Annotated in this window: 23 protein-coding genes; 17 read left to right on the top strand and 6 right to left on the bottom strand. The window is 60.8% G+C overall.

The window, feature by feature from the left end:
• The first annotated feature begins 12 nt into the window (after window positions 1-12).
• Together JH25_RS13540 and JH25_RS13545 are read left to right on the top strand one after the other, a co-directional pair.
• Window positions 13-1,071, top strand: a complete 1,059-nt coding sequence (locus JH25_RS13540) for an HlyD family secretion protein (protein WP_032878511.1) — start codon at window positions 13-15, stop codon at window positions 1,069-1,071.
• Window positions 1,068-2,510, top strand: coding sequence for an efflux transporter outer membrane subunit (locus tag JH25_RS13545; RefSeq protein ID WP_032878510.1), 1,443 nt, complete (start codon window positions 1,068-1,070; stop codon window positions 2,508-2,510). Before JH25_RS13540 ends, JH25_RS13545 begins: the two co-directional genes overlap by 4 nt.
• 37 nt (window positions 2,511-2,547) lie before the next feature.
• Here the strand turns inward: JH25_RS13545 and JH25_RS13550 are convergent, their stop codons facing one another.
• From JH25_RS13550 to JH25_RS13565, 4 genes are all read right to left on the bottom strand, one after another.
• The gene (locus JH25_RS13550) at window positions 2,548-3,804 is read right to left on the bottom strand and encodes a type II toxin-antitoxin system HipA family toxin (RefSeq protein ID WP_236648047.1); all 1,257 of its coding nucleotides are present in this window, start codon (window positions 3,802-3,804) and stop codon (window positions 2,548-2,550) included.
• A complete protein-coding gene (locus tag JH25_RS13555; RefSeq protein WP_032878508.1) occupies window positions 3,746-4,105 on the bottom strand; it encodes a helix-turn-helix domain-containing protein in 360 nt (119 codons plus the stop codon). The genes JH25_RS13550 and JH25_RS13555 overlap by 59 nt, the downstream gene beginning before the upstream one ends.
• A gap of 108 nt (window positions 4,106-4,213) precedes the next feature.
• Complete coding sequence (locus JH25_RS13560; protein ID WP_032878507.1) at window positions 4,214-4,918, bottom strand: DUF3142 domain-containing protein; 705 nt, start codon at window positions 4,916-4,918, stop codon at window positions 4,214-4,216.
• Complete coding sequence (locus JH25_RS13565; protein ID WP_032878506.1) at window positions 4,915-7,077, bottom strand: hypothetical protein; 2,163 nt, start codon at window positions 7,075-7,077, stop codon at window positions 4,915-4,917. The genes JH25_RS13560 and JH25_RS13565 overlap by 4 nt, the downstream gene beginning before the upstream one ends.
• A 179-nt stretch (window positions 7,078-7,256) precedes the next feature.
• Here JH25_RS13565 and JH25_RS13570 point away from each other — a divergent pair, with 179 nt between their 5' ends.
• The 3 genes from JH25_RS13570 to JH25_RS13580 all read left to right on the top strand — a co-directional run bounded on the left by JH25_RS13570 (window position 7,257) and on the right by JH25_RS13580 (window position 10,712).
• The gene (locus JH25_RS13570) at window positions 7,257-8,837 is read left to right on the top strand and encodes a glycosyltransferase family 39 protein (RefSeq protein WP_032878504.1); all 1,581 of its coding nucleotides are present in this window, start codon (window positions 7,257-7,259) and stop codon (window positions 8,835-8,837) included.
• A 33-nt stretch (window positions 8,838-8,870) separates the two neighbouring features.
• Window positions 8,871-9,116 carry a DUF2789 domain-containing protein gene (locus JH25_RS13575; protein ID WP_032878502.1) on the top strand — a complete coding sequence of 82 codons (246 nt, stop codon included), beginning with the start codon at window positions 8,871-8,873 and terminating at the stop codon, window positions 9,114-9,116.
• Between the two features lie 99 nt (window positions 9,117-9,215).
• Window positions 9,216-10,712, top strand: coding sequence for a Fic family protein (locus tag JH25_RS13580; protein WP_032878501.1), 1,497 nt, complete (start codon window positions 9,216-9,218; stop codon window positions 10,710-10,712).
• A 4-nt stretch (window positions 10,713-10,716) separates the two neighbouring features.
• Here JH25_RS13580 and JH25_RS28100 read toward each other — a convergent pair whose 3' ends face one another.
• Both JH25_RS28100 and JH25_RS13585 read right to left on the bottom strand, forming a co-directional pair.
• On the bottom strand, window positions 10,717-11,010 hold the full coding sequence (locus JH25_RS28100; RefSeq protein ID WP_081883316.1) for a type II toxin-antitoxin system RelE/ParE family toxin: 294 nt from the start codon (window positions 11,008-11,010) through the stop codon (window positions 10,717-10,719).
• On the bottom strand, window positions 11,007-11,285 hold the full coding sequence (locus tag JH25_RS13585; RefSeq protein WP_032878500.1) for an antitoxin: 279 nt from the start codon (window positions 11,283-11,285) through the stop codon (window positions 11,007-11,009). The genes JH25_RS28100 and JH25_RS13585 overlap by 4 nt, the downstream gene beginning before the upstream one ends.
• Window positions 11,286-11,665: 380 nt before the next feature.
• On the opposite strand from JH25_RS13585, the gene JH25_RS13590 reads away from it, so the two are divergent.
• From JH25_RS13590 to pgaD, 12 genes are all read left to right on the top strand, one after another.
• Window positions 11,666-11,926, top strand: a complete 261-nt coding sequence (locus JH25_RS13590) for a hypothetical protein (protein WP_032878499.1) — start codon at window positions 11,666-11,668, stop codon at window positions 11,924-11,926.
• 262 nt (window positions 11,927-12,188) lie between these two features.
• The gene (locus JH25_RS13595; protein ID WP_005783580.1) at window positions 12,189-12,608 is read left to right on the top strand and encodes a MarR family winged helix-turn-helix transcriptional regulator; all 420 of its coding nucleotides are present in this window, start codon (window positions 12,189-12,191) and stop codon (window positions 12,606-12,608) included.
• A complete protein-coding gene (locus tag JH25_RS13600) occupies window positions 12,605-14,683 on the top strand; it encodes an FUSC family protein (protein WP_005783581.1) in 2,079 nt (692 codons plus the stop codon). Before JH25_RS13595 ends, JH25_RS13600 begins: the two co-directional genes overlap by 4 nt.
• The gene (locus JH25_RS13605) at window positions 14,680-14,889 is read left to right on the top strand and encodes a DUF1656 domain-containing protein (RefSeq protein WP_003187469.1); all 210 of its coding nucleotides are present in this window, start codon (window positions 14,680-14,682) and stop codon (window positions 14,887-14,889) included. The genes JH25_RS13600 and JH25_RS13605 overlap by 4 nt, the downstream gene beginning before the upstream one ends.
• Window positions 14,886-15,776 (top strand): efflux RND transporter periplasmic adaptor subunit, encoded by an 891-nt coding sequence (locus JH25_RS13610; RefSeq protein ID WP_032878498.1) that lies wholly within the window; start codon window positions 14,886-14,888, stop codon window positions 15,774-15,776. The genes JH25_RS13605 and JH25_RS13610 overlap by 4 nt, the downstream gene beginning before the upstream one ends.
• Window positions 15,773-17,215 carry an efflux transporter outer membrane subunit gene (locus JH25_RS13615; protein WP_032878497.1) on the top strand — a complete coding sequence of 481 codons (1,443 nt, stop codon included), beginning with the start codon at window positions 15,773-15,775 and terminating at the stop codon, window positions 17,213-17,215. Before JH25_RS13610 ends, JH25_RS13615 begins: the two co-directional genes overlap by 4 nt.
• A gap of 81 nt (window positions 17,216-17,296) precedes the next feature.
• Window positions 17,297-17,929: a hypothetical protein gene (locus JH25_RS13620; RefSeq protein ID WP_032878496.1), complete on the top strand. Its 633-nt coding sequence runs from the start codon at window positions 17,297-17,299 to the stop codon at window positions 17,927-17,929.
• Between the two features lie 146 nt (window positions 17,930-18,075).
• Window positions 18,076-19,572: a YdgA family protein gene (locus JH25_RS13625; RefSeq protein WP_032878495.1), complete on the top strand. Its 1,497-nt coding sequence runs from the start codon at window positions 18,076-18,078 to the stop codon at window positions 19,570-19,572.
• Between the two features lie 338 nt (window positions 19,573-19,910).
• A complete protein-coding gene (pgaA, locus tag JH25_RS13630) occupies window positions 19,911-22,391 on the top strand; it encodes a poly-beta-1,6 N-acetyl-D-glucosamine export porin PgaA (RefSeq protein WP_032878494.1) in 2,481 nt (826 codons plus the stop codon).
• A 12-nt stretch (window positions 22,392-22,403) separates the two neighbouring features.
• Window positions 22,404-24,407 carry a poly-beta-1,6-N-acetyl-D-glucosamine N-deacetylase PgaB gene (gene pgaB, locus JH25_RS13635; RefSeq protein WP_032878493.1) on the top strand — a complete coding sequence of 668 codons (2,004 nt, stop codon included), beginning with the start codon at window positions 22,404-22,406 and terminating at the stop codon, window positions 24,405-24,407.
• Window positions 24,408-24,409: 2 nt separating this feature from the next.
• The gene (gene pgaC, locus JH25_RS13640; protein WP_032878491.1) at window positions 24,410-25,750 is read left to right on the top strand and encodes a poly-beta-1,6-N-acetyl-D-glucosamine synthase; all 1,341 of its coding nucleotides are present in this window, start codon (window positions 24,410-24,412) and stop codon (window positions 25,748-25,750) included.
• A gap of 2 nt (window positions 25,751-25,752) precedes the next feature.
• Complete coding sequence (gene pgaD, locus JH25_RS13645) at window positions 25,753-26,235, top strand: poly-beta-1,6-N-acetyl-D-glucosamine biosynthesis protein PgaD (protein ID WP_032878490.1); 483 nt, start codon at window positions 25,753-25,755, stop codon at window positions 26,233-26,235.
• Window positions 26,236-26,612 lie beyond the last annotated feature (377 nt).

Raw genomic sequence — 26,612 nt, 5'->3', positions numbered from 1 at the left:
CAAGGACTTTCCATGAAACGCAAAGACAAAATTGCCGTCTCCGTTATTGCTGTATTTGCCGTTGGCGTACTGGTTTATCTGGTTGCGCCGGGCGTACTGGGCAGCAAGCACCAGACCACCAACGACGCCTTCGTCGCCGCCGACTTCACCCTGGTGGCGCCGCGGGTGGCGGGCTTCATCAAGGAAGTGCTGGTAGAAGACAACCAGCGCGTCAAGGCCGGCCAACTGTTGGCGTTGATCGATGACCGCGACTTTCGCGCCGCCGCCCAGGCCGCCGATGCCGACACCTTGGTCGCCCAGGCCCAGTTGAAAAACGCCAGCGCGACCCTGGAGCGCCAGAGCTCGGTGATCGCCCAGGCCCAGGCCACTGTCGCGGCGGATCGCGCCGAAGTCGCCTTCGCCGAACACGAACTGAACCGCTACAACCACCTCGCTGGCGTCGGCGCAGGTACCGTGCAGAACGCCCAACAAGCCAAGACCCGTATCGACCAGGCCACCGCACGCCTGGCCAAATCCACCGCAGTGCTGGCCGCCGAACGCAAGCAGGTGGAAATCCTCACCGCCCAGCGTGACGCCGCCGAAGGTGGGCTCAAGCGCGCCCAGGCGGCGTTGGAAATGGCCAGTTATCAGTTGTCCTACACGCGCATTGTCGCGCCGGTCGATGGCATGGTCGGCGAGCGAGCGGTGCGGGTCGGTGCCTATGTGACCCCGGGCAGCAAGATCCTCGCGGTCGTGCCGCTGGCCGAGGCCTATGTGGTAGCCAACTTCCAGGAGACGCAACTGTCGCATATGCACGCGGGGCAAGCGGTGCAGGTCAGCGTCGACAGCCTTGACGGCGAACTGCTCAAAGGCCATCTGGAAAGCCTGGCGCCGGCCACGGGGGTGACCTTTGCCTCGGTCAAACCGGACAACGCCACCGGCAACTTCACCAAGGTGGTGCAGCGTATTCCGGTGAAGATCGTGCTTGAGCCGAACCAGCCATTGACCGAGCGCCTGCGCGTCGGCATGTCGGTGGAAGCCAGCGTCGATACGCGGCCGGTCGCGCAACAGCGTGAGGTGGCCCAGCAATGAAACACGTCGCCTGGCTCACCTTAAGCCTGATCAGCCTGAGTGCCTGCACGGTGGGTCCCGACTTCCAGCGGCCCGAGAGCCCGCAGATCAATCAGTGGAGCGAACCCCAGGGCCGACAAGCTGCCAGCCGTGCCGTCAGCGATCCCTTGCAGGAGCGCTGGTGGGACGTGTTCCACGACGCGCAGCTTTCCGCCCTGACACGCCGGGCCCTCAGCGATAACCTCGACTTGAAACTGGCCAGCAGCCGCCTGCAACAGAGCCGCGCCGTACGCCAGGTGACCACCGCCGAGCGTTACCCCAATGTCGATGCGGGTGGCGGCTACCAGCGCAAACGTAACAGTGGCAAAGGCTTGAACGACCCTTCCGGCGAGAACGGCCGTTCGGCCTTCAACCAATGGGACATGGGCTTCTCGGCCTCTTGGGAGCTGGATTTCTGGGGCCGGGTCAAGCGTGAAACCGAAGCAGCCGACGCCACGCTGGAAGTCGCCGAAAACGACCGTCGTGCCGTGCTGTTGTCGGTGTTGGCCGAGACCGCCCAGGACTATATCCAACTGCGCGGCGTACAAAATACCCGCGCCGTCACCGAGCAAAACCTCGACGTCGCCCGCCACAGCCTCAAGCTCTCGCAACTGCGTCTGGCTGATGGCGTAGCGACCGACCTCGACGTGGCCGAAGCCGCCGCCCAGGTCGCGGCCATCGAAGCGCGTCTGCCGGATTTGCAGCAACGCCAGGACCAACTGATCAACGCCCTGAGCCTGCTGATGGGCGAACCGCCCCAGGCCTTGCACGCGCAGCTGTCCAAGGACGCCGCCGTGCCGCAAACCCAGCGTCAGGTCGCCATTGGCCTGCCCTCGGAGCTGGCCGAACGCCGTCCCGACATCCGCCAGGCAGAAGCGCGCTTGCACGCCGCCACTGCCAGCATCGGCGTGGCCAAGGGCGACTTTTACCCGCGCATCACCCTGTCCGGCAGCCTCGGCTCCCAAGCCATGCAACTGTCGGACTTCGGCTCCTGGGGCTCCCGCGCATTTGCCCTCGGCCCGCAATTAAGCCTGCCACTGTTCAACGGTGGGCGCCTGCAAGGCATGGTGGATTTGCGCGAAGCCCAGCAACAGGAAGCGGCCCTTGCCTACCAGCAAACCGTGCTGCGCGCCTGGCATGAAATCGACGACCAACTGACCCGCTACAACGCCAGCCAATTGCGTCGCGACAGCCTGGCCGAAGCGGTGCGCCAGAACCAGATCGCGCTGACCACCGCGCAACACCAGTACGTCGAAGGTGTGGCGGATTTCGTCAATGTACTCACCGTGCAAAGCGCATTGCTCGCAACTCAAGAGCAGTGGGTGGAAAGCTCCACCGGCGTGTCATTGGCCATGGTCGGGTTGTACAAGGCGCTGGGAGGAGGGTGGGAGTCGGTGTATCCGTTGCCAGTCGCTCAGTAATGAGGGTGCGCTTTGTTGCAGCCCGAGATCCTTGATCCTAAGCGAGGTCTGCTGCAAACCGGGTACACACATTGGAAAGCACGCGCACATCGGCACCGCTACAGCCTGCCGCTTCGAAAAAGCCCGAGGCTTCTCGCACGACGGCATACATATCCGTGACGATGGACCTTGCTTCATCCGCCCCCAACCCAAAGCGTTCAGGCGTACTCAGCAAATTGCTGACAGACGATACCCTGCCCTCATTCCCGATGATCAACGCCTGCAAGCCTAGTTGCGTGGGGTGGGGCAACACGTCAAATACTGGCGCAAGGGAATAGCCCGAGGCGCTGGTCAGCAGAAGCCCGGTTTGTTTCAGGTGGTCGTCGCTATTGCCGATCAGCACATTGAAGGCCATACGCTTGTAAAGCTCACGCATATCAAACGTGGCATCGTCGCAGACCTTCTTCAACACGTCGGCGATCCTGGAATAGGAAACGGCACTCTCAACCGCGTCAACTCGCATTCGCGGCTTCTCAGTGCTGACCAACGAATTGCAGCTGACATAGTGCTCGCGTCCAGCCCCCTCATGCCGGTCAAAACGTTCGACCATCAAAACCGGTTTGCCGGCGACCTCTACCAACTTGTGCCCGGCTGCGGGTAGACCTGCCGCATCCGCCATTTGAAGGCTGGCGAATTCAGCACGTGGTTGATCGAAAACATCGTCGCTACGGCCGAATTTAGCAATCCATTCCTTACCTTCGTGAGTCACGGTGACCTTCGGCCTGGCGCCGCCCATGGAACTGCCGAATTCGAATAGTCGTGCGATTTCCGCAGGCAGGTCGACATTACCTTTTTCGACCTGATCAAGGCCCACCATGATTTTCTCAAGGTCTTCAAATCGCGGAGGTTGGTGCAGAGTCGGCAGCAGATTTCTTGACGCACTGAACAGCAGGCAGCCCACTCCCGCACCCCGCGAAGCAAGGAGCCATTCAACTTCGTTTTGTGGATGCTGTTTGTGGGTCGCCAGTAGAACACGCCGACCCCAATTGTCGGGCGTTGCGTCGTCGAGCACACCAAACATGCGTGTCGAGGAATACTGGTTAGGGGTCAGTGGCAGGCTAAGCGGGTCAATCGCAAATGCGTTGGGGCGCGCAAGCCAGCTGTTGGCGTAGCGAAAAACGAATCCGCTTGCGTGCATGGCCACCTCACCAACAGGGACCGGATCACCGACTGAGTGAGCTGAAAAAACGAATGCGTTACCAATCGGCTTCCAAGACATCAGGTTCCCCTTCTGTGCGAATTCGGTCGGGCTCACGGGCGAGGCTCATGGTAATCCCAACCTGGTCAAGTTCTGGTGACGCAATGCTCGCCATACCTTCTTCCAGGTCCATCGCGCTAAGCACATTCATCAGCACGCCGAGGGATACGCCTGCTTCTCCCTGTCTCAGCCGCTGATACGTCTGTCGTGTAATGCCCGCCCGGCTGCATATGGTCGAGATTTTCAAACGGCGACGAATACGGGCTATTTCGATACCGTTCCCGATACCTCTCATCAGTTCAGCGCTTCTCTCTGAGATATACCCTTTGTGGGGGTATGGCTTGCCTGTTTCATGCATGATATATCACCCCTTAAGGCAGTAAGGGCAACTTATATCATTCAAGTTGCTAAGGCCACACGCAAAAAAACCGGTTTGATAGACGGTTTTTTTCCATGTTTGGAAGATTCAAGGGTTCTGCAAAAACACCACATACCCCCGAAACCACTCATTCCCTTGCAAATACCCTGGCGCCTCCCACTCGCCGCCTTGAATCAAACCGATCTTGAACGGAACTCCCATTCGGTTCATCCGTGGCAGGTACGCCGCGTAATCCGGGATGCTGTGCCGCCCTTGATACGTCTGCACCACCACTTCGTCCACCACGCCTTTGAGCTGGGCGATGGCGGCCGGGTTGGCGTTGCTGCTCCAGTCCATCAGGCCGGTGATGCTTAACCGCAGGTCGGCAGGCAGACGCCGGCGCAGGTCGCGCAGAAAATCAGCGTATTCGTGCAGGTACTGGGTGCGGGCGTCGAAGTCGATCTGGATGCCGATCACAGGGTTACCCGCGTCGCGCCAGCGTTGCACCTGGCCGAGCAGTTGGGTGTAGACCTGTTCCGGCCAGTGCAAGGTGTGGGCGCGATAGACCACCCAGATTTCGCCTTGGCTAATGCGTGGCACGCTGATGCCTTGGGCGATCAATTGCACGCCGCGCTGGGGGGCGCGGCGGGTGGAGTTGATCTGGCCTTGCAGGATGTACAGGGTTTTTGCCTGCTTGATCACAGGCTGCGGCGTGACACCACTCCACAGCCAGAAAGCGTCATAGTCGCGGGCGTCGACGGCGCCGAAAGCCGGGCTCGCCAGCAACAACAAGCCCAGCCACAGCGACTTCACCAGTAGTATTGCAGCGATTTGCCCCACTGGGTATCGGCAAAACCGGTTTTGAGTTGGCGGAACCAGGCTTTGCGCACCGCTGGCGCAACGTCTTCACCCCCGCAGCTGTTGTAACCGGCCGGCGCGTAGCAGTTGATGGCGCGGAACAACGCGTACGCCTTGTCGGTTTTCGGTGCTTTGGCGTTGGCGATCACCTGTTTGTAGCCGTCCAGCCGCGAGAAGGTTTCACCCTTGAACTGCGATTCGGTGCTGCCCAGGCTGCCGGCGGCGCGGGGTTGTTCCAGTGGCATGCCGTCCAGGCCGTTGCGCAGGATGAACTCACCGAAGCAGTTCAAGGCGTGGGGGTTTTTGGCCTCATCCTGCAAGGTCGCGGCGGTTTGCGCGATGCTTGGGCAGGCGTAGCCGGATTCGGCCTTGTCACCATTCCACTGGAACAGCTTCAAGGTCTGGCCGCTGGTGTAGGTGTAGCCCAGGCTGGTGCCGAGCTTGTCATCAGAGAGCGAGGCCTGCTTGAGGTCATCGGCAAAGGTCGCGAACTGGCGGTGCAGCAGGTCTTTGTAGAGCAGCACGAATTGCGCGCTCTGGCGTTCGGTCGGGTCGCTGGCGTTGGCGATCTGCTGGCGCAGCAGGTCGGGCCCGGCGACGTTGCGCAGCAGGATGTAGCGCACTTGCTTGGCGCTGATCGGCGAATCGGTTGCGAACACCTTGGCCAGTTGGCCGCTGCGCTCATAGTTCATCGCCAGGGCCAACTCCAGTTGGTCGCGTTGCAGCGGTTGCTTGGCCAGCGGTAGCATTTGCAGCCACAGGCTCTCGGCGCCCTTCCAATCTTGCTTGGCCTCCAGTGCCAAGGCGCGCAAGGTCTGCTGGCTGAAGGCAAAGTAGTCGAGGTTCGACGGCATATCCGCAGGCAGATGCTTGAGGGCAGCATCAGGTTGATGCTCAACGTACAGGGCATACGCCGCTTGCAGGTAGTCGAACAACGCCGGTTCGTTGGCGAATGTGCTCTTTTGCTTGTCGAGGTTTTCGCGGCTCAACAGCGGCGGCGTATGGGCGCGCATCGCCATCAGGTCGCTGACCACTTGCAGCATCGGGCTGTTTGCCGAGTTGTTGCCGACCATGAGCAACTTGAGGTCGGCTTCTTCGACCAACTCGTCGACGCTCACGTTACGCTGGGCGTCAGTGGCCTCGGTGAATTGCCAGGTGAAGTCTTCGGCGAGCTTGGCATCGTCGTTCGCCAGCCAATGCACGCGGCGCAACAGGCCACGGGCGGACGCAACGTAATCGCCTTGTGGATAATGTTTCAGGTAACCGAGAAAGCCTTCTTCAGCGTCGCTCAAGGCAGACTTATCCACATGCTCGCGTTGCGGCATACCGTACTCATCGAAGGCCTCGGCCTGGGCCCGGTTCAACGAGGTACGTGCGGTCATGTACAGCGCGGTCTCTTTCAGCCAAGGCAGATCGCTGGTCGCGGCGGCGGCGAAACCGCGCTCGGCGTAAACGAAGCGACCGCCGTAGAAATCGGCGGCGGCCTGCAGGTAGGTGCGAAACAGCTGGGCATTGGCCGAGGGCGTCAACTGCGCGTCCACCACCTGGCCTGTGAAGTCACAGGTGGTCAGCAACTGCAATCGCGCTTTCACCAGCAAGTCACGCTCGGCTGGCGGCATATCGGCTTTGATCACCTGACTGATAAACGCCGTGGCGCTGTCATCGCTGTTGCTGCGGCAGCGGCTGCCTTCGCCATTCAGGAACGCTTCACCGGCAGTCTTGTATTCCTCGCGCTTGATGCCCAGCGGTTGGAGCAGGGTGTCGAGTTCGGCCGTGCGTGAATCGTCCGCTTTGTTATCGGGCTCATCATTCGCGGCCGGCACCGGCACCAGGCGATACACCGGAAACGGCACCGGGCCGAAACCCTGGGCCAAATCGTCTTCGCCCAAGGCATTGGGCGTCAGCGGCGCGGCTTTTTTGTCGGCCAGCAACAGGCGCAGGTTGACCCGGCTGTCGTTGCCCGGGCTGAGAAAGGGCTGGTTGCTGCAAGGTTCGAGGCTGTCACGCGAGACACGCCAGTCGGGGTAGCATGAATCGTCGGAGCTGGCCTGAGCCTGTAGGGAAATACTGGCCAGGAGAGCCAGTGCCAGAGGTGACAAAAAACCGATGCGCATGACGTGTCCTTGATCCTGAGTCCTTGGAGGGCCCCAATAATAGCCTGTTCTGAGCTGTGCTTCGGTGAGGTCCTACGCAAAATACCGATTTGTCCGATTCCAGCGGCGAAGCCTGGGCTTTTGTCCTAGAGTGGCGGTGTTTGCGCTCAGGCAAGCGAGCTAATGCCAGGGGTATTGAAGTGCGTCGGTCTGTGGTTGAGCAAAACGAAAAAGCCGGAGCGCTGCCAGCCTTGCAGCGCCTGACCTGGCAAGGTGCTGGTCGACTCAGCCGTCTCTGGTGGGTACCGATCCTGGCGCTGGCCATGGCCCTGCGGTTTTGCCACCTCACCTCGGCGGCGATCTGGGGCGATGAAGGGTCGAGCCTGTTGCTCAGTGAATACGCCGTGGCCGACCTGTGGTTTCACGCGGCCCATGATGTGCATCCGCCGCTGTATTTCTTCCTGCTGCGCGGCTGGATCGAAGTGTTCGGCGACAGCATCGGGTCCATTCGCAGCATGAGCGCGCTGCCGGGCGTAGCCGTGGTTGGCTTGGGCATCTGGCTGACGCGGCAACTGTCTACTCGGCGCGCGGCGGTGCTGGCGGGCATCCTGCTGGCGCTGTTGCCGACGGCGGTGCGCTACAGCCAGGAAGTGCGCATGTATTCGCTGCTGGGCGTGTGGCTGCTGGGCGCCACGCTGGCGCTGGTGTACTGGATGCGTCAGCCCGAACGCACGCGCTATTTGGCCGCGTATGTGCTGTTGATGAGTGCCGGTTTCTACACGCATTACTTCACCGCGCTGTGCGTGCTGGTGCATTGGGCTTATCTGGGGATGCAGGCGCCAGGCCAACGTTTGATAACGCGGCCTGCATGGTGGGCGGCCAACGTGGTGATCGTGTTGTTGTACCTGCCTTGGCTGCCGAACCTGTTGGACCTGGTGCAGCATGTCGACCAGCTCAAGGTGGGCGGCGACATCGGCTGGGAAGAGCCGGTCAACCTGCTGTCTGTGCCCTCGATGATCTGGCAGTTCGTGTTGCAGGATGCCGGCGATGATTTGTGGACGCCGCTGTTCTGGATATTTCCGCTGCTGCTGATTGCGGTGGTGTGGATGACGGCCTGGCGCCACCCGGGAGCTCGTTTGCCGGCGTTGTTTTTCTTGTTGCCGTTGCTGTTGGTGTATGGCGTGTCGTTTATCTCGCCGGTCTTTATCGAGCGCTACCTCACGGTGTATGCCCTGGGTTTGCCGATCGTCCTGGCGCTTGCCATCGACCGCTTGCCGTCACGCTTGTCATGGCTGGGCGCAGCGCTGTGGGTGCTGTTTGTGGGCATGGAACTGCTGGGCCTGAAGAACAACTTCGAAGTGGATGAGCACGACCAATTCAACGTGCCGGTGGAGTTCGTCAATCGCAATTACCAGGAAGACGACCGCATCGTCCTCAGCGATATGATGTGGTATCTGAGCTACGTGTACTACGACGAAACTGACGCCCAGTTGCAGCTCTACACCCCGCCCAAGCCCGACGGCACGTCGACCCGGCCAAATGCCTACGGCTTCGGCACCCTGGTGGATCAGGATGGCGGGCGAATCTATCTGGATTCTTTATCGGCATTACCGGCCAATACCCGGCGCGTATGGCTGATCAGCAGCAATGAAGCACCGGACGACTTCGCCCCGCTCCCCGAAGGTTGGCGCGAGCTCAGTCGCCAGGACGGCGGTGGCGCACGGGCGCGTCTGTTCGTGCTGTGCAAGGTGCCGGCGCCGCAACCTGAGGGTTGCCGCTAGACTCGATTAACCCTTCTCTATCAGGAGCTCATCATGGAATCGCCAGTGCATAGCTTGCCGTCGTTGTTCAAACAGCTTGGGTTGCCGAATGACCCGGTCAGCATTGAGCAATTTGTCGCCTCTCATTCGCCGCTCAAGCCAGATTTGAAACTCGCCGATGCTTTTTTTTGGAGCGACGCCCAAAAGGCATTTTTGCGCGAGGAGATTCTGGAAGATGCGGATTGGGCGGAGGTGGTGGATGAGTTGAATCTGATGTTGCGGGGTGGACGACGGGTGTAAAAAAATATCCCAATAAAGGCGAGCATGTAAAAAAAATGGTGAGCGGTAAAAAAACTGGGCTTTAATCGCTTAAGTGAATTTTTTCTGGAAAAGCTCGCCATGCCAACAGTCGGATACGCTCATCTGTGTGAGGCGCTGGATCTAAAGGTTATCGCACCGTTGCGCGCTGCGATGATCAAGCCGGTGACCAGGATTACCCTGATCGGTGACTGCCTGGCGGTGCCCCATTCTGTGGCGCCTGCCCAACATGCGCTGTTTGAACATGTGCTGTTTGCGCTTAAGCATGAAGGCGTGAACCTGGCGATACTTGCCCAGGTGTTTGAACAGCTTGGCCCAGAACCGTTTTTGGAGGCGCTGGCCGACTCGCCCAACGGTGCGTTTATCCGAAAAGCCTGTTTTCTTTGGGAAGGCTTTACCGGGAAAATGCTGGATCACACCCTTCCTGTTCGTGGTCGCGTTGTTCCCTTGTTCGATCCCCAGCGCTATGTAACCGGTCCGAGTATTCGCAACAGTCGTTGGCGAGTGGATTTCAACGGTTTGGGCTCTTTGCATTATTGCGCCACCGTAGAGCGAACGCCTGAGCTAGAAGCGTTGTTGGCGCTTGATGTATTGGCCCGCGCCAAATCCTTCATGGCCAGCCTCCCACCCGAAATGATGGACCGCGCCATCCAGTGGGCGTACCTGCACGAAACCCGCGATTCATTTGCCATCGAAAAAGAACAACCCAGCGAAGAAAAATCCCGCCGTTTCGTCCAACTACTGCGCCAGTCCCATGAAGGCCGTTTGCTCACCGAAGACTACTTGGTCGAACTGCAAAACAGCACCGTCTCCAATCCCTTCGACAAAGCCGTTGCGTTTCGCCACGAACAAAATCATCTGCACAACGGCCTGCGCGGCGCCGCCGGTGTGAGCTACGTGCCGCCAGCACCAGAGCTTTGCCAGGAACTGATGGAAGAGCTGATGGCCTTCGCCAACCAGCCCGTGCGCGACGTCGATCCCTTGGTCGCGGCGGCCGTCACCGCCTTCGGCTTCGTGTTCCTGCACCCGTTCATGGACGGTAATGGCCGCCTGTCTCGCTTCCTGATCCACCAGACGCTTTGTCATTACGGCGCACTGGGAAATGGCTTGTTGCTACCAGTCTCCGTCGCCATGAAGCACGAGGAACAAGCCTATCTGGAGGCGCTCAAGACCTTCTCCCAGCCGACGCGGGAATTCTGGAACGTTACTTGGCTGGACGGCGACCACATGGCGTTCGACTTCATCGGCCACCCCTCGATCTACCGCTACTGGGACGCCACCCGCTGCGTCGAATTCACCCTGCAAATGGCCCGCCGCGCACTGGAAGTCGAACTGCGCGAAGAAACCGAATTCCTCGACCGCTACGACCGCGTGATCAAGGCCGTGAATCAACGCTACGACGTGCGTGGCAGTGATTTGTCGAAGCTGGTGATGATGTGCCTGGATAACGAGGGCAAGCTTTCCAAGCATCGGCGCAAACAGTTTCAGTACAGCGTGGCGGAGGAGGTGTTTGGGTTTATTGAGGAGGAGGTGGGGCGGGTGATTGAGGAATGTGGCAATCAGCCCTCGCCGATCTGAGGCATCAATGTGGGATGTAACTTTCTGGTGGCCAGTGGCGAGCTGTATGCACCAGAGCCACAATCCTCACTACTTCGGGCTCAACTTGATAAACAAGGCGGTAGCTCGGGTGCGGAATGATTTCGCGTGTTCCCGCAATCCGGCCTATTGGGCCAATTTCGGGGTTATGTGCTAATCCAAGTGCTGCCATGCTGAAGCGCCGGTCCATGTCGGCTGCGGCTTGTGGATTTTTCTCAAACAGAAAATCCCAGATATCTCTACGATCCTGCCCTGTCTCGGGCGTCCACGCGACCCTCATCCCTGACTATCTACTTGAGCGCGCCTGGCTGCGAATTCAGCTTCCAAATCTTCATTGGAAACCTCTCGGCCTGCGCGAATGGATGCACGAGAAGCATCAACTTTGCGTTGCAAAAACTCATCGTACTCTCGCGAGTGCTGCTGGGCCTGAACGAATTCACGCATCATTTCGCGTACGATTTGCGATGCAGGACGATGGGAGGCTTCGCATTCAGCCATGAACTGGTCGCGAAGCTCTGGTTCAAGCTTCATTGTAAAAACGGCTAATTTGGACATCAGCGATTCCTCCGCAATGGTATGCACAAAGTATATACATCGTCATTACCGAATGGCGTTTGGAAAAAGCTGAGATGACTGACGGTAGAGATCAATATGTTGGTTGCACAGCCTCAACCATCCCCCCTATAGCTCGCCCCGTCGCCGCACATCGGCGATCGGATTTGGCGATCCGAAATTCTGTGACGCGTTACAGCGTTCCTACCCCGTGCGTTTTTCCTTGGATGAAGGCATTGGGTTCTATGGCGGCTGTGCGCGGGAGATCTTCGGATCTGCCGGGTTTCACAGATAACCGGTTCGCCAACCTGCGTACAGCTGCCACCCTTATTCGTTTGGCGACGGGAGAAGGTGGTTCAAATCCTTATCTGTGAGGTTTATCGATGGACCAATACAAGCCGCTTCAAACCAACCCCACCGGCGTTCCCGTCCTGGCTTTCAACACCTTTGCCCCATCGCACCTGCACCACGAAACGGCGCGAAGCCGCATACGTATCGGCACTGAGCTTTTGGAGACCCTCGTCTCAACAAGCGACAACCCAAACCTCCATCACTTGGTCACTGCCGCATTGGTTTCACTGCGCGATGGCCTGGACATGCTGGGCGAGATCCAGCGTCGCCTCGATGGTCAGGCTGAAAAATAGCCCGGGCATCCGACGCTGATCCAAATGTGGGAGGGGGCTTGCTCCCGATGAGGGCGTGTCAGTAAATGCATCAGTGGCTGACCCCTCGCCATCGGGAGCAAGCCCCCTCCCACATTCGCCCGGCGGTGTGGCCGCTGAATCGCTCCATCCATCGAGAAATTGTTTCAAAACTTGACGGCTCTTCCTCCCTCCACCATATTAATAGTTAGCAAACTAACTGTATGCGAACTATCCAGTGTCCCAATCCCTCGAACAACTTCAGATGAACCTGAGCAGCAGCATGGTGGTGGGCGCCCGTAACTGGCGCAAAATCTGCCAGACCACGCTGGTCAGCTATGGCATCTCCGAAGCCTGCGCCGTGCCGTTGTTGATGATCGGTCGCTTGGGTGACGGTGTGCACCAGGTCAAAGTAGCCCAGGCCTCCGGCATGGAAAGCCCGTCATTGGTGCGCCTGCTCGATCGTCTGTGCGGCGACGGCTATGTGTGCCGCACCGAAGACATCCACGACCGCCGCGCCAAGGCCCTGAGCCTCACCGAGCGCGGCCGTGAACTGGTGCAGGCGGTAGAAGCCCAACTGGTTCGCCTGCGCAAGGAAGTCCTTGTGGATATCGCGCCCACCGACCTGGAAGCCGCACTGCGCGTGCTGCGCGCCTTCGAAGCGGCCGAGGCTGTGGCGCCTTGAACGGATTTTTTACCGGCTTCCCGCCCGCCCGCGACTGGTTCTACGGGGTCCGCACGTTCGCCGCGTCGATGATTGCGCTGTACATCGCCATGCTGATGCAAATGCCGCGTCCGTACTGGGCGATGGCTACCGTGTATATCGTCTCCAGCCCGTTTGTCGGGCCCACCAGTTCCAAGGCTTTGTACCGCGCCATTGGCACCTTTATGGGGGCAGCGGCGGCGGTGCTGTTTGTGCCGATGTTCGTGCAGTCGCCTTACCTGTTGGTGGTAGTGATTGCGTTATGGACGGGCACCTTGCTGTTCCTCTCCATGCACCTGCGCACGGCCAATAATTACGCCCTGATGCTGGCCGGCTATACCTTGCCGCTGATCGCCCTGCCAGTGGTGGATAACCCCCTGGCGGTGTGGGACGTGGCTGAAGCGCGTACCGAAGAAATCTTCCTTGGCATCGCGGTCGCAGCGGTGGTGGGCGCAATGTTCTGGCCACGGCGCCTGATGCCGGTGTTCGATGGCTCGGTGGCCAAGTGGTTCAGCGATGCTCAGGTCTATAGCCAACGCTTCCTCACCCGCCAGATTGACCCTGAAGCGGTCAGCAACCTGCGCGGCGGCATGGTTGCCACCTTCAACACCCTTGAGTTGATGATCGGCCAGTTGCCCCACGAAGGCGCGCGGCCGCAAACGGTGCGCAACACCAAAGAACTGCGCGGGCGCATGATTCATCTGCTGCCGGTAATCGACGCGCTGGATGACGCGGTGTACGCCATCGAGCATCGCGCACCGGAGTTTCTCGACCGGCTCAAACCGTTGCTGGAGGAAGCCAACGCCTGGCTGCAAAGCACCACTGAACAAGCGCCCCTGGAACGCTGGCGTGTGCTGCGTGACCAGATCGACGCCGCCCAACCCCAGGGCGAAGCGCTGGATGACCGCCACACGTTGCTGTTCTCCAACGCCCTGTACCGCCTCGGCGAATGGGTCGACCTGTGGCAAGACTGTCGCAGCCTGCAAGCCGCCATCCAGTGCGAAAGCCAGGACACCTGGCGCGCCGTCTACCGCCACTGGCGCCTGGGCCGGCTCACGCCATTTCTCGACCGTGGGCTGATGTTCTACTCGGCGTTTTCCACCGTGACCGCGATCATCGTCGCCTCGGTGCTGTGGATCCTGCTGGGCTGGACCGATGGCGGCAGCGCCGTGATCCTGGCCGCCGTCGCCTGCAGCTTCTTCGCTTCGATGGACGACCCGGCGCCGCAGATCTACCGGTTCTTTTTCTGGACCGCCATGTCGGTGCTGTTCGCCAGCCTGTATCTGTTTCTGGTGCTGCCCAATCTGCACGATTTCCCCATGCTGGTGCTGGCTTTTGCCGTGCCGTTTATCTGTATCGGCACCCTCACGGTACAGCCACGATTCTACCTGGGCATGTTGCTGACGCTGGTCAACACCTCGTCGTTCATCAGCATCCAGGGCGCCTATGACGCGGACTTTCTCAACTTCGCCAACGTCAACCTGGCTGGGCCCGTGGGCCTGCTGTTCGCATTTGTGTGGACCTTGATCGCCCGGCCCTTCGGCGCCGAACTGGCGGCCAAGCGCCTGACCCGTTTCAGCTGGCGTGACATCGTTGGCCTGACCGAGCCCGCAACCCTGAACGAACACCGGCACATGGCCGCACAAATGCTCGACCGCCTGATGCAACACCTGCCGCGCCTGGCCCTTACCGGCCAAGACACCGGCAGCGCCCTGCGCGACCTGCGCGTAGCGCTGAACCTGCTCGACCTGCTGGCCTACTCGCCGCGCATCCTCGGTGTGCCACGGGTGTTGCTCAACCAGGTGGTGGAAGGGGTGGGCGGTTACTTCAAAGCGTGCCTCAAGGCCGGTGAACGCTTGCCCGCACCCAGCGGTCTGCTGATGACCCTGGACCGTACGCGCCGCGCCCTCAACGGCCAGGGCCTGCAAGACGAAGACGACACCCGCCTGCACCTGCTGCACGCCTTGGCCGGCCTGCGCCTGGCGTTGTTGCCCGGTGTGGAATTCATTGGCGGCACGGAAATGGAAGCGCCGCTACCCGATGGAGCGCCTTTATGATCGGTGATCTGGATATCAGCGGGGTGTTCCTGCCCACGCTGCTGGTGCTGATGGGCATTACCTATGTGTTGTTTCTGGTGGTGCACGGGCTGTTGACGCGCATGCACTTCTATCGCCTGGTCTGGCACCGGGCATTGTTCAATGTGGGGCTTTACGCGCTGTTGCTGGGCGCGGTGGACTCACTCAGTCGATATTTGATGACATGAAAAAACCTTTTTTGACTATCGGCCGTGTCGTCCTGACGTTGTTGATCGTGAGTTTCGCGGTCGTCGTTGTGTGGCGCATGGTCATGTACTACATGTTTGCCCCCTGGACTCGTGACGGCCACATCCGCGCCGACATCGTGCAGATCGCCCCGGACGTGTCCGGGCTGATCCAACGCGTCGACGTGCGCGACAACCAATTGGTGACCAAGGGCCAGGTGCTCTTTGCCGTCGACCAGGACCGCTTCAAGCTGGCCCTGCGCCAAGCCCAGGCCGCCGTGGCCGATCGCCAGGAAACCCTGGCCCAGGCCCAGCGCGAGTACAAGCGTAACCGTGGCCTCGGCAACCTGGTGCCCAGCGAGCAGTTGGAAGAAAGCCAGTCCCGCGTGGCTCGCGCCCAATCGGCCCTGGCCGAAGCCCAGGTGACGGTGGACTCTGCCCAACTCAACCTCGACCGCTCGGTGATCCGCAGCCCCGTGGACGGCTACGTCAACGACCGCGCACCGCGCACCCAGGAGTTCGTCACTGCCGGGCGCCCGGTGCTGTCGGTGGTGGACAGCAATTCCTTCCACATCGACGGCTACTTCGAAGAAACCAAGCTCGACGGCATCCACGTCGGTATGGGCGTGGATATCCGCGTGATCGGCGACAACGCTCGACTGCACGGGCATGTGCAGAGCATCGTCGCCGGTATCGAAGACCGCGACCGCAGCAGCGGCTCCAACCTGCTGCCCAACGTCAACCCGGCGTTCAGCTGGGTGCGCCTGGCCCAGCGGATCCCCGTGCGCATTGCCTTTGACGATGTGCCGGCGGACTTTCGCATGATCGCCGGGCGCACGGCGACGGTGTCGATCATCGACGACAAGGTTAAAGACGGGGACAAACCATGAAGCGGCTTCTGGCAACCGCTTCCCTGGGGTTGTTGCTGTCGGCCTGCCAAGTAGTGGGCCCGGATTACAAACTGCCGGAGCAGGCCGCAGTCAACCGTGGCGACCTGCAAGGACCGATCATGGGCGAGGGCAGCAACGTGGTCTCGGCGCCGGTTCCGGCCGATTGGTGGAAGCTGTATAACGACCCGCGCCTGGACCAGCTGGTGCAGCAGGCCATGGCCTCCAACACCGATCTGCGCGTGGCCGCCGCCAACTTGCAGCGTTCGCGTTACCAGGTGCAGCAGGCTGAATCCGCCGGCGGCTGGAGTGCCGGCGCCAAGGCCGAGGCCCAGCGCTTGCAGGAATCTGGCGAAGCATTTTTGCTGCCGGACAAAGTCCCGGTCGGCAACATCGGCAGCGTCGGCATCACCACGTCCTATCAGTTCGACCTGTTCGGCACCTTGCAGCGCGGCATCGAAAGCGCCAAGGCCAGCGCCGATGCAACCCAGGCGGCGGCGGATATCGCTCGCATCACCCTGGTGGCCGATGTGGTGCGTTCCTACACCCAGGTGTGCGCGGCCAACGAAGAGCTGGCGATTGCCAACGAATCCCTCGACCTGCAAGCGCAGAGCACCAAGCTGACTCAGCGCCTGCGGGATGCCGGGCGCGGCGACGAAACCCAGGTGACCCGCTCGCAAACCCAATACAAATCCCTGCGCGCCGACATTCCGCGCTATGAAGCCTCGCGCCAGGCCGCACTGTTCCGCCTGTCGATGCTGCTGGCCAAGCCCGTAGACCAACTGCCGGCCGGCACTGGCACCTGCGCCGAGCTGCCACACATCGCCCAGTTGCTGCCGGTGGGCGACGGTGCCACGCTGCTCAAACGTCGCCCTGATGTGCGCCAGGCTGAGCGCCAGTTGGCTGCCGCGACCGCACGTATCGGCGTGGCCACCGGCGCGCTGTATCCGGATATCAGCATCGGCGCCACGGTAGGCACCGTGGGCCTGCTGGAAAACCTCGGCACACCGGCCACCAACCGCTGGGGCTTTGGCCCGATGATCAGCTGGACCGTGCCGACCAACGGCGCCCGTGCGCGTATCCATGAAGCCGAAGCCGCGACCCAGGGCGCTTTGGCACACTTCGACGGCGTGGTGCTCAATGCCATCCGCGAAACCCAGACCGGCCTGGCGCAATACACTGCGGTGTTGCAGCGCCGCGACGCCCTGGCCGAAGCCGAACAGTCGGCGCGAGAAGCCGCAGGCCAGACCCATCGCTTCTTCCAGGCCGGCCGCGAATCGTTCCTGGCCGACCTGCAAGCCACGCGCACCTACACCGATATGCGCGCGCAATTGGCGACGGCCAACACCCAGGTTGCCATGAGCCAGATCGATCTGTTCCTGGCCCTGGGCGGCGGCTGGGAAAGCGGACGAACGCAAGGGGTAAAACCCGGCAAACCGTGAGGTGATTGCTATGCTTTGTCAGGTGAGGCGCCGTGACGTCTCACCCGACAAAGCTCGCGTTTGCTCATGGGGATTCCAATAATGAAAAACCCTTATGCTCCCGCTTTCTGGTGCGTGCTCTTCGCACTGGTATTGTTATCGGCCGCGTATTTCTACGGTGTCATGCTCGCCCATCAACTCGACAAGGCCATGGTGTTCCTGGACAGCGCCTGCCTGGTGATCGGCACCTTGTCCATCGGCGTGGTGGCCTGGGCGTCTTATCAAAACCAGCGAGTGAAGAAAAAGCTCCTCGAGCAAGGCAAGACCCGCGTCGCGATCTGGGACACCAAGGTTGCCCTGCGCCGCGTCGAAACCGTATTCGACCGCTATTTCTGGGGCAGCTACTGGCAGCCCGGGCGCACCTTCCAGGAGGTCATGGGCGACCTCACCGGCACGCCGCTGGAAAAAAGCCTCGAAGTCCTGAAAAAGCAGTGCGTGTTGCTGGATCGGCAGGTTGCTGACGGTAGGCACTGGCTGGATAACGCGCGGGAATTGTCCGACGTGGCCACGCAAATGGCCCGCGAGCGCTACCAGTTGGATTTTTGCGACCCCAAGGCCGACACCCCCGGCAATGCCGTGATCCACCGCGAGTTTGAGGTGTTGGTGTACACCTGGACCGCCCGCTTGAAGAGTTTTGATCACCAGTTGGACGAAATCGAGCTGGAGTACTCCTGAACTCCTACGGAACTGATCCCTCTGAAAGGCTGGGCCGTTTGCGCTCGCCAGTGCTAATCTTCCCCCGTTTTCGGCGGGCTTGAGCCAACCCCTTCGGGGTTCAAGGAAGACAGCCCACTTCTCACAGGATTTGATCAGGTCACTTCATGAATAAGCCAGCAGTTGTTTTCTTGGGTTTTGTTGTCGCCATCGGCGCCGTCAGTGCGGGCGGCGCCTGGTACACCGGTAAACAACTGGAGCCGGTCCTGCAAACCGCCATCCAGAACGCCAACAAAGAGTTGCAGACCTCCATGGCCGGCGTCGACGGCAGCGTGGCTCTGGAACTGGTGTCTCTGGACCGTGGCGTGTTCAGCAGCACGGCGCACTATCGCCTCAAGGGCCAGGGCAGCGTGTTCGGTGAAGACAACCCGAACCCTGAGTTGCTGTTCGTCGACCATATCGAGCACGGCCCGCTGCCGTTCTCGCGCCTGGTGACCCTCAAGTGGTTGCCGGTCATGGCCACCAGTCACTACGAACTGGAAAAGAACCCCACCACTGAAAAATGGTTCGCCGCCAGCAAAGACGTGTCGCCGCTCAAAGGCGTGGCGAACATCGGCTACAGCCGTTCGGTCAGCGGCAACATCGAATTGCTGCCGCTTGAGTTCAAGGACGACACCTCCTCGGTGAGCTTCTCTGGCGCCAACCTGGAATTCGACAGCAGCGCCGAAGGCCAGAAGGTCAAGGCTGATGGCTTCATGAACAGCCTCAAGGTCGCGGCGATCGATGCCAATGGCGCACCGTTCGAAGCGGAACTGGCTGGCCTGACTGTTGCCAGCAACCTGGAGAAATCCACCTTTGGCTTCTACACCGGCCAGAACACCGTGGAACTGACCGATACCAAGGTCACCTTCGGCCCGCAGAAAGCCGTGCTGACCCTCAAGGGCTTCGAGCAGAAAGACTCCACCCAAGCCAAGGACAACAACCTGGCCGGTCGCGTAGACTACAAGATCGACGAGATCGGTTATCAGGGCAAACCGGTCGGCTCGGCCGCCATGGCCGTGAGCATGAAGAATGTCGATATCCCGGCGATGCTGGTGCTGACCAAGCTCTACCAGGACAAGATGCAGCCGGTGCAAGCCGCGGCCGCCGCTGGCCAACCCGTGCCGGAACTGCAATTGACCGAAGCCGAGCAGGCCCTGGCCGAAGCCAACGTCAACCAGGTACTGGCTGCCAAGCCGCAACTGGCGGTGGAAAACCTGTCGCTTAAAACCACCCACGGCGAAAGCAAGTTCAACCTGGTTGTGGACCTGGCCAAGCCAACGTCCATGGAGCTGCCGCCGGTTGAACTGGGCAAGCAGATGATTGCGCTGCTGGATGCCAACCTGACCCTGTCCAAGCCAATGATCAGCGACGTAGCGGCCCTGCAAGCCCAGGTCGGTGGTGTGACTGACCCCAAAGCCATCGAGCAGCAATCGCAGATGGCGGCCGAGATGGTCAGCGGCATGGCAGTCGGCACGCAACTGGCAACCCTGGTGGGCACCGATGTGGTTTCCAAGCTGCACTACGCCAACAACGAAGTGACCTTCAACGGCCAGAAGATGACCGTTGAGCAGTTCATTGGCTTTGTGATGTCGAAAGTCGGTGCGGTGAGCGGCGCCCAGTAAGCGCTGAAAATGCGGTAAAAAAATGTGGGAGCAGGCTTGTGTGGGAGCTGGCTTGCCTGCGATAGCATCGCCCCGGTCTGGCTGAACGACCGCGGTGCCTGCATCGCGGGCAAGCCCGGCTCCCACACAAACCCGGCTCCCACATTCGTTTTGTTTGAGGGCAAAAAATCGCGATCGCACAATTCTGAACAATTGTTCTGAATTGTACTTCCCCCTACTTCGCTAAGAGATAGTTCTTACAGGAAAGCTAGGTCGGGTCCCGAGACGCCGACACCCTGATGCGTTTTGCTCAGGACCATCTATCGTTAGGGCTTTCCGTGTGTAAGGAAGCTCACGATATGCTGCGAAACCTCCCCTACAGTGCTTCAGGCCGGTTGCGTCTGCTTATCGGGGCCGCCCTGTGCAGCCAATTGCTGGTTCCTGGCCTTGCGTTTGCCGATCCCGCCTACGATGCCCTGATCATCCAGGCCCGCAACGGTCACTTCACGCCGGCGTTGACGCAACTGCGCCAACTGTCTGCCGAACGCCAAACCCCAGGCCAGGTCAGTGACCACCTGGTGATTGCCGGTTGGGCCGGGCAAGACGACGAAGTGCTCAAGGTGTACGAAGCACAAGGCAAGCACCGCAACCTCACCACCCAGGCACTTGCCACGGTGGCGCGCACCTATCGCAATCAAAAACAATGGGCTCAGGCCGAAGCGGTCTATCGCCAGGCTCTGCTGCGTGAACCGAATAACGTCGACTTGCAACTGGGCCAGGCCCTGACCCAGGCCGATGGCGGCAAGGCCAACGAAGCGGTGCAACGCTTGCGCACGATGGTGGCGGCGCAACCCAATGACCCGAACCGCCGCATGGCCCTGGGTTATGCGCTGACACGCGCCGGCTTGAATTACGACGCCTTGTTCGAGTTCGACCAAGCCTTTATCCGTGCCGGCGACAAACCGGAAGTGGCCCGTGAATACATCGTCGCCCTGCAAAAGGCTCGCTTGCCCGAAGCCGCCCTGCGCCTGTCGGCCAAGCGCCCGGGCCTGGTGGACGCGGTCACCCAGCGCCGCCTGGAAGGCGACCTTGCCGCCGAGCGCGTGCGCATGGCCGAGTTCGCTACGCGTACCGAAAAAGAACGCTACGTCATCGCCGATCGCGCCCTGCAGGATTACGACAAGCTGATCAGCCGCTGGGCTCCGGACGCCACTGCTCACGACGACGTCGTGCGCTGGCGTATCGACCGGCTTGGGGCACTCAAGGCCCGTGCACGCACCGCTGAGGTGATTCGCGAATACGAAGTGCTCACCGCCCAAGGCGTGCAGTTGCCGACCTACGCCGTGCGCTGGGTCGCCGCATCCTACCTCGACCAGCGCCTGCCGGAAAAAGCCGCGCCGCTGTATCGCCAGGCGCTGACTGCAGCGGATGCCGACGTCGGTGATCATGTCAAAGACAGCACCGCCCTGTTCTACGCCTTGTTGGAAAACGATCAGGTGGATGAGGCGCGTGCGGTCGCCACGCAGCTGGCCAGCACCGAGAAACCTCGGGTTGAACTCAAGGGTTTGCCTATCGGCAACCCTAACGACGAATGGATGGACGCCCAGCAATTGGCGGCCCAGGCCGGTACCTATGGCGCCGACCTGAATGCCAGCGAACAAGCGCTGGAAGACCTGGGGAGCAAAGCTCCCGGCAGCATCGGTGTACGTTTGGCACAGGCAGAAATGTACCGTGCCCGTGAATGGCCCAGACGCGCTGAAGACTCCCTCAAGGAGACCGAAAACCAGAGCCCTCGTGACATCGGGGTGGAAATGTCCCAAGGCTTCACCGCGTTGGACCTGCAGGAATGGCGGCAACTGGACCTGCTCACCGATGACGTCGTTGCCCGCGCCCCGGACAACCGCCAGGTACAGCGTCTCAAACGCCTGCGCGACGTGCACGACATGGCCGAAGTGCGGGTGGAAGCCTACACCGGCAAAAGCTTCGGTGGCGGCAACAACCAAGAGGCCGGCGCGGTGTCGGGTAGCCGTGACTGGGGCATAGAAAGCGTGATCTACACCCCGCCCATCGACGAGGACTGGCGCCTGTTCGCCGGTGTCGGTTATGGCACTGCCGATTTCGCCGAAGGTACCGGCCATCACCGTTGGCAGCGTGTGGGCGTGGAGCGGCGCACCCGCGATATGACCATCGAAGCCGAAGTGTCCAACCACTCCTATGGCGATGGCGCCAAACAAGGCGCGAGCGTGTCGATCGCTCGCGACATCAACGACCACTGGCAGTACGGCGGCAGCCTTGGCTACCTGCTTAACACCACACCGTTACGGGCGTTGAATGAAGGTGTCACGGCCAACGGCGGCAGCGGTTTTATCCGCTGGCGCGCCAACGAAAGCCGCGAGTGGAAACTGGCCGTCAGCCCGTCGCATTTCAGCGATGGCAACGACCGCGTCGAAGCCTTACTCACCGGTCGCGAAGGCATCTACAGCTCGCCCAAAGTGCAAGTAGAGCTGGGCCTGGAAGTCGGTGCCAGCCGCAACAGCAAGGAAGACACGATCTACTTCAACCCCAAGTCCGACTTCAGTGTGTTGCCCACCGTCAACGTCAACCATGTGCTTTATCACCGCTACGAAACCCAGTGGAGTCAGCAGTTCCAGCTCGGTGCGGGTACCTATAGCCAAAAGGATTACTCCACCGGCGGCGTCGGCTTGATCGGGTACGGCCAACGCTTTCGCTGGAATGACGTGCTGGAAGCCGGCGCCAACCTGAGCCTGGTCAGCCGACCTTACGACGGCGAGCGCGAACGCGATTTGCGCCTGCTCCTGGACCTCACTTACCGTTTCTAGAAGAGCCCGACCATGACCCTCCTCAGCCGTTTTTTTCTGGTCCTGGGTGTAATGCTGGCCGCCGCATGCGCCCAGCAACCCGCGCCATTCGTTCCACCTGCCGAGCGGCCGACACTGGCCAGCGAAGCGCCGTGGCCGAAGAACCATTTCCTGGGCATTGCCTACCACGACGTCTCGGACAACGACCCTGACCAGGCCGTGGTGGCGGTGCGTACCGAGCGCTTGATCGAGCAATTGGCCTGGCTGCGCGAGAACGGTTACCAGGCGGTCAGCGTGGATCAAGTCCTTGCTGCGCGCCGGGGCGGGCCGACACTGCCGCCCAAGGCCGTGATGCTCAGCTTCGATGACGGCTATTCCAGCTTCTACACCCGCGTGATGCCGATCTTGCGGGCCTACAATTGGCCGGCCGTGCTGGCGCCGGTGGGCAGTTGGATCGACACGCCGCTGAACCAGCCGGTGGACTTCGCCGGTACACCGCGCCCACGGGGCGACTTCCTGACCTGGCAGCAGATTCGCGAAGTGTCCCGATCGGGCCTGGTGGAAATCGCCGCCCATACCGACGCCAATCACAAAGGCATACTCGCCAATCCCCAGGGCAACCTTGAACCCGCGGCCACCACGCGCCGCTATGACCCGGCGACCGGTCGCTATGAAACCGAAGCGCAGTTCCAGGCGCGGATGCGTACTGACGTAGCAGCCATTTCCAATAAAATTCGTACCGTCACTGGCAAGGCTCCACGGGTATGGGTATGGCCGTATGGCGCGGCCGATGGCACCACCCTGGCGGTGGTCGGTGAACACGGCTATGAGATGGCGCTTACGCTGGACGACGGGTTGGATGATTCCAACAAGCTGATGAACAGCCCGCGCTTTTTGGTGGCCTCCGACCCGGATGGGGAACACTTCGCCAGCAGCATGGTTTCGGTTCAGGCCAAGGCTCCGTTGCGCGTCGTGCATGTGGACCTGGATCACGTCTATGACCCCGACCCGGTTCAACAGGCGCACAACCTCGATGTGCTGGTGCAGCGCGTGGTGGACATGGGCGCCGTCACGGTGTTTCTGCAAGCCTACGCCGACCCCAAGGGTGATGGCCTGGTGCATTCGGTGTACTTCCCCAACCGCCACCTGCCGATGCGCGCCGACCTGTTCAACCGCGTTTCCTGGCAGTTGCATACCCGTGCCCACGCCAGCGTGTTTGCGTGGATGCCGGTGCTCAGTTTTGCCCTCGACGCCAAGCTGCCACGCGTGACCCGCTGGGACCCGCAGACCGGCAAGGTTGCTACCGATCCGGATCAATACAAGCGCCTGTCGCCCTTTGATCCGAAAGTGCGGCAGCTCATCGGTGAGATCTACGAAGACCTGGCGCGTACCAGCAACAGTGCCATCGACGGCGTGCTGTATCACGACGATGCGCTGCTAAGCGACTTTGAAGACGCCAGCCCCGCCGCACTCAAGGCCTATGCTGCCCAGGGCTTGCCGGACAATATCGCTGCGCTGCGTGCCGACCCTGCAGTGATGCAGCGTTGGACTCGCTTCAAGAGCCGCTACCTGACTGATTTCACCAACGAGCTGACCGTGAAGGTGCGCGCCATTCGCGGCCCGCAGATCCTCACCGCTCGCAATATCTTCGCCGAGCCGATGCTCAACCCCGGCAGCGAAGCCTGGTTTGCGCAGAACCTCGATGACTTCCTCAAGACCTACGACTGGACGGCGCCCATGGCCATGCCGCTGATGGAAGGCCAGTCGCTGAAAGACTCCAATGCCTGGCTGGAAAAGCTGGTGGCCACGGTCAAGGCACGCCCCGGCGCACTTGAAAAGACCGTCTTCGAACTGCAAGCCAAAGACTGGCGCACCCAAGCCGCGCCGGATATCAGCGCTGAGCAATTGGCAGAGTGGATGGGTGTACTCAAACGCCAGGGCGTCACCAGTTTCGGCTACTACCCGGACAACTTCCTGGAAAACTCCCCGGACTTGAAGACGATACGTCCGGCCCTCTCCAACCAATGGAATCCTTGATCATGTTCGACAGAATCCTGGCTCTATTCGTGTTGGCGCTGGTATTGGGCTTGCCTCTGGGCCTGATCTTCCTGATCACCGGGCAGTTCCTGATGGACTTCGTGTTCTTCTACCCGCTGTTCATGTCGGCGCTGTGGATCGCCGGCGGCCTGTACTTCTGGCTGCACTGGGAGCGCCATTGGCCGTGGGAGGAAGACACCCCGGCGCCGACCCTGGCCGGTAACCCGCTGATTTCGATCATCATCCCTTGCTACAACGAAGGCGATAACGTCGCTGACACCATGGCGGCCGCGTTGGCCCAGGTGTACACAAACATCGAAGTGATCGCGGTCAACGACGGCTCCAGCGACAACACCGCAGCGGTACTCGATGCCCTGGCACTGCAACACCCACGCCTGCGCGTGCTGCACCTGGCGCAGAACCAGGGCAAGGCCGTGGCCCTGCGCATGGGGGCGGTGGCCGCCCGCAGCGAATACCTGGTGTGCATCGATGGCGATGCGTTGCTCGACAAGAACGCGGCGGCCTACATGGTGGCACCGATGCTCGACAACCCGCGCCTGGGCGCCGTCACCGGCAACCCGCGCATCCGTACCCGCTCCACCCTGATCGGGCGGGTTCAGGTCGGCGAGTTCTCCTCGATCATCGGCTTGATCAAGCGCACCCAGCGGGTGTTCGGACGGATCTTCACGGTCTCGGGTGTGGTGGTGGCGTTTCGCAAGAAGGCGCTGGACCGCATCGACTACTGGAGCACCGACATGATCACCGAAGACATCGATGTCAGTTGGAAGCTGCAACTGGATCATTGGTCGATCTTCTACGAGCCGCGTGCCCTGTGCTGGATCCTCATGCCCGAGACCGTCGGCGGCCTGTGGAAACAGCGCCTGCGCTGGGCCCAGGGCGGCGCCGAAGTGCTGTTCAAGAATATTCGCGGCATCTGGCAATGGCGCCATCGCTACCTGTGGCCGCTGCTGTTCGAATACTGCCTGTCCACCGGTTGGGCCTTCACCTTCCTGCTGTCGGTGATCTTCTGGGCCGTGGGTAAATTCGTCACGCTGCCGGCGGCGATTACCGTGGACTCGTTGGTGCCACCCGCGTTTACCGGCCTGGTGCTGGCGATGGTGTGCCTGCTGCAGTTTGCGGTCAGCATCCTGATCGACCGGCGCTACGAAAAAGACTTGTGGAAAACCCTGTTCTGGACCGTGTGGTACCCGATGGTGTTCTGGCTGGTGAGCCTGTTCACCACGCTGGTGAGCTTTCCCAAGGTGTTGTTCAACCAGCATCAGAAGCGCGCACGCTGGGTCAGCCCGGATCGCGGAATTAAACCTGCCGGAGAGGAGGCGTGAGCATGAAACTGGTCAGAACTCGCCAGAGCCCTGTGATGTGGATCATCGATGTGTTGCTGACCCTGCTGGCCTGGGGCGGGCTGGTCTGGCTGCTGGCACGTGGCATCGGCGCCATGCTCGAGACCCATGGCGGCCCACGCATCGAGGCGCCGATCTTTGCCGCGCTCAACACCTTGCAGATCTACCTGTGGATCGCCTTGTTCAACGCGTTGATCCTGATCGGCTGGGCGCGCTATCAACAGCGCCGCGGCCGCCAGTTTGCCCAGCGCCGCGCAGAGGCCAATGCCCTGAGTGACAAGCACCTGAGTGAAAGCTTCAACCTGGGCGATGGCGACCTGGAACAACTGCGCCGCCCTGGCGTACTGGTGATCCACAACGATGAAGAGGGCGGCGTCGAAGAAGTGAAGTCCCACGTCTCCCGCGATGTCGAACGCCCTGGCCTGGCCCTGGTGCCCGGGGCCGACAAAGACAAGGGCATTGGCTGACATCCTCAATGCTGCGAGTACACAATGTGGGAGGGGGCTTGCTCCCACATTGGTTATTTCCCATCCTTTAGATTGCAGTGGTTCAACCCTCTCCTTGGAATTCCGATAAATGGGATCCAATTCACAAAACCCCCGCGAACTTTTCTCCTTTCCTCGGTACTAACCTAACTCGACGAAACTTGATGGCTAAATAATGGCAATCAAAAAACCCTTCGTCGAATTGCCATCAAAATCGCTGCCACTTGTCGGAATAATCACTTCCGGTGAAAAGGCTTGGCCCTTTTGATGAAAATTTATATTTATTAATCAATAGCTTGAAGACTATTTCAGCGAACGGCCCAACTGCGCCCGTTTCTAGGCTAGCTGGAAGGTTCGAT

Source organism: Pseudomonas sp. BRG-100, from assembly GCF_000737955.1.
Taxonomy (GTDB): Bacteria; Pseudomonadota; Gammaproteobacteria; order Pseudomonadales; family Pseudomonadaceae; genus Aquipseudomonas; species Aquipseudomonas synxantha_A.
Note: the sequence above shows the minus strand (reverse complement) of the source record. Positions and strands in the feature narration are given on the sequence as shown.

Excerpts from the sequence above, each read along its gene's own strand:
- JH25_RS13610 (WP_032878498.1), top strand. The coding sequence starts at position 14,886 with ATGAAAAAACCTTTTTTGACTATCGGCCGTGTCGTCCTGACGTTGTTG.
- pgaC (WP_032878491.1), top strand. The coding sequence starts at position 24,410 with ATGTTCGACAGAATCCTGGCTCTATTCGTGTTGGCGCTGGTATTGGGC.
- pgaB (WP_032878493.1), top strand. The coding sequence starts at position 22,404 with ATGACCCTCCTCAGCCGTTTTTTTCTGGTCCTGGGTGTAATGCTGGCC.
- JH25_RS13545 (WP_032878510.1), top strand. The coding sequence starts at position 1,068 with ATGAAACACGTCGCCTGGCTCACCTTAAGCCTGATCAGCCTGAGTGCC.
- JH25_RS13625 (WP_032878495.1), top strand. The coding sequence starts at position 18,076 with ATGAATAAGCCAGCAGTTGTTTTCTTGGGTTTTGTTGTCGCCATCGGC.
- JH25_RS13620 (WP_032878496.1), top strand. The coding sequence starts at position 17,297 with ATGAAAAACCCTTATGCTCCCGCTTTCTGGTGCGTGCTCTTCGCACTG.
- JH25_RS13540 (WP_032878511.1), top strand. The coding sequence starts at position 13 with ATGAAACGCAAAGACAAAATTGCCGTCTCCGTTATTGCTGTATTTGCC.
- JH25_RS13615 (WP_032878497.1), top strand. The coding sequence starts at position 15,773 with ATGAAGCGGCTTCTGGCAACCGCTTCCCTGGGGTTGTTGCTGTCGGCC.
- JH25_RS13585 (WP_032878500.1), bottom strand. The coding sequence starts at position 11,285 with ATGTCCAAATTAGCCGTTTTTACAATGAAGCTTGAACCAGAGCTTCGC.
- JH25_RS13590 (WP_032878499.1), top strand. The coding sequence starts at position 11,666 with ATGGACCAATACAAGCCGCTTCAAACCAACCCCACCGGCGTTCCCGTC.
- JH25_RS13575 (WP_032878502.1), top strand. The coding sequence starts at position 8,871 with ATGGAATCGCCAGTGCATAGCTTGCCGTCGTTGTTCAAACAGCTTGGG.
- JH25_RS13595 (WP_005783580.1), top strand. The coding sequence starts at position 12,189 with ATGAACCTGAGCAGCAGCATGGTGGTGGGCGCCCGTAACTGGCGCAAA.
- JH25_RS13565 (WP_032878506.1), bottom strand. The coding sequence starts at position 7,077 with ATGCGCATCGGTTTTTTGTCACCTCTGGCACTGGCTCTCCTGGCCAGT.
- JH25_RS13605 (WP_003187469.1), top strand. The coding sequence starts at position 14,680 with ATGATCGGTGATCTGGATATCAGCGGGGTGTTCCTGCCCACGCTGCTG.
- JH25_RS28100 (WP_081883316.1), bottom strand. The coding sequence starts at position 11,010 with ATGAGGGTCGCGTGGACGCCCGAGACAGGGCAGGATCGTAGAGATATC.
- pgaA (WP_032878494.1), top strand. The coding sequence starts at position 19,911 with ATGCTGCGAAACCTCCCCTACAGTGCTTCAGGCCGGTTGCGTCTGCTT.
- JH25_RS13580 (WP_032878501.1), top strand. The coding sequence starts at position 9,216 with ATGCCAACAGTCGGATACGCTCATCTGTGTGAGGCGCTGGATCTAAAG.
- JH25_RS13555 (WP_032878508.1), bottom strand. The coding sequence starts at position 4,105 with ATGCATGAAACAGGCAAGCCATACCCCCACAAAGGGTATATCTCAGAG.
- pgaD (WP_032878490.1), top strand. The coding sequence starts at position 25,753 with ATGAAACTGGTCAGAACTCGCCAGAGCCCTGTGATGTGGATCATCGAT.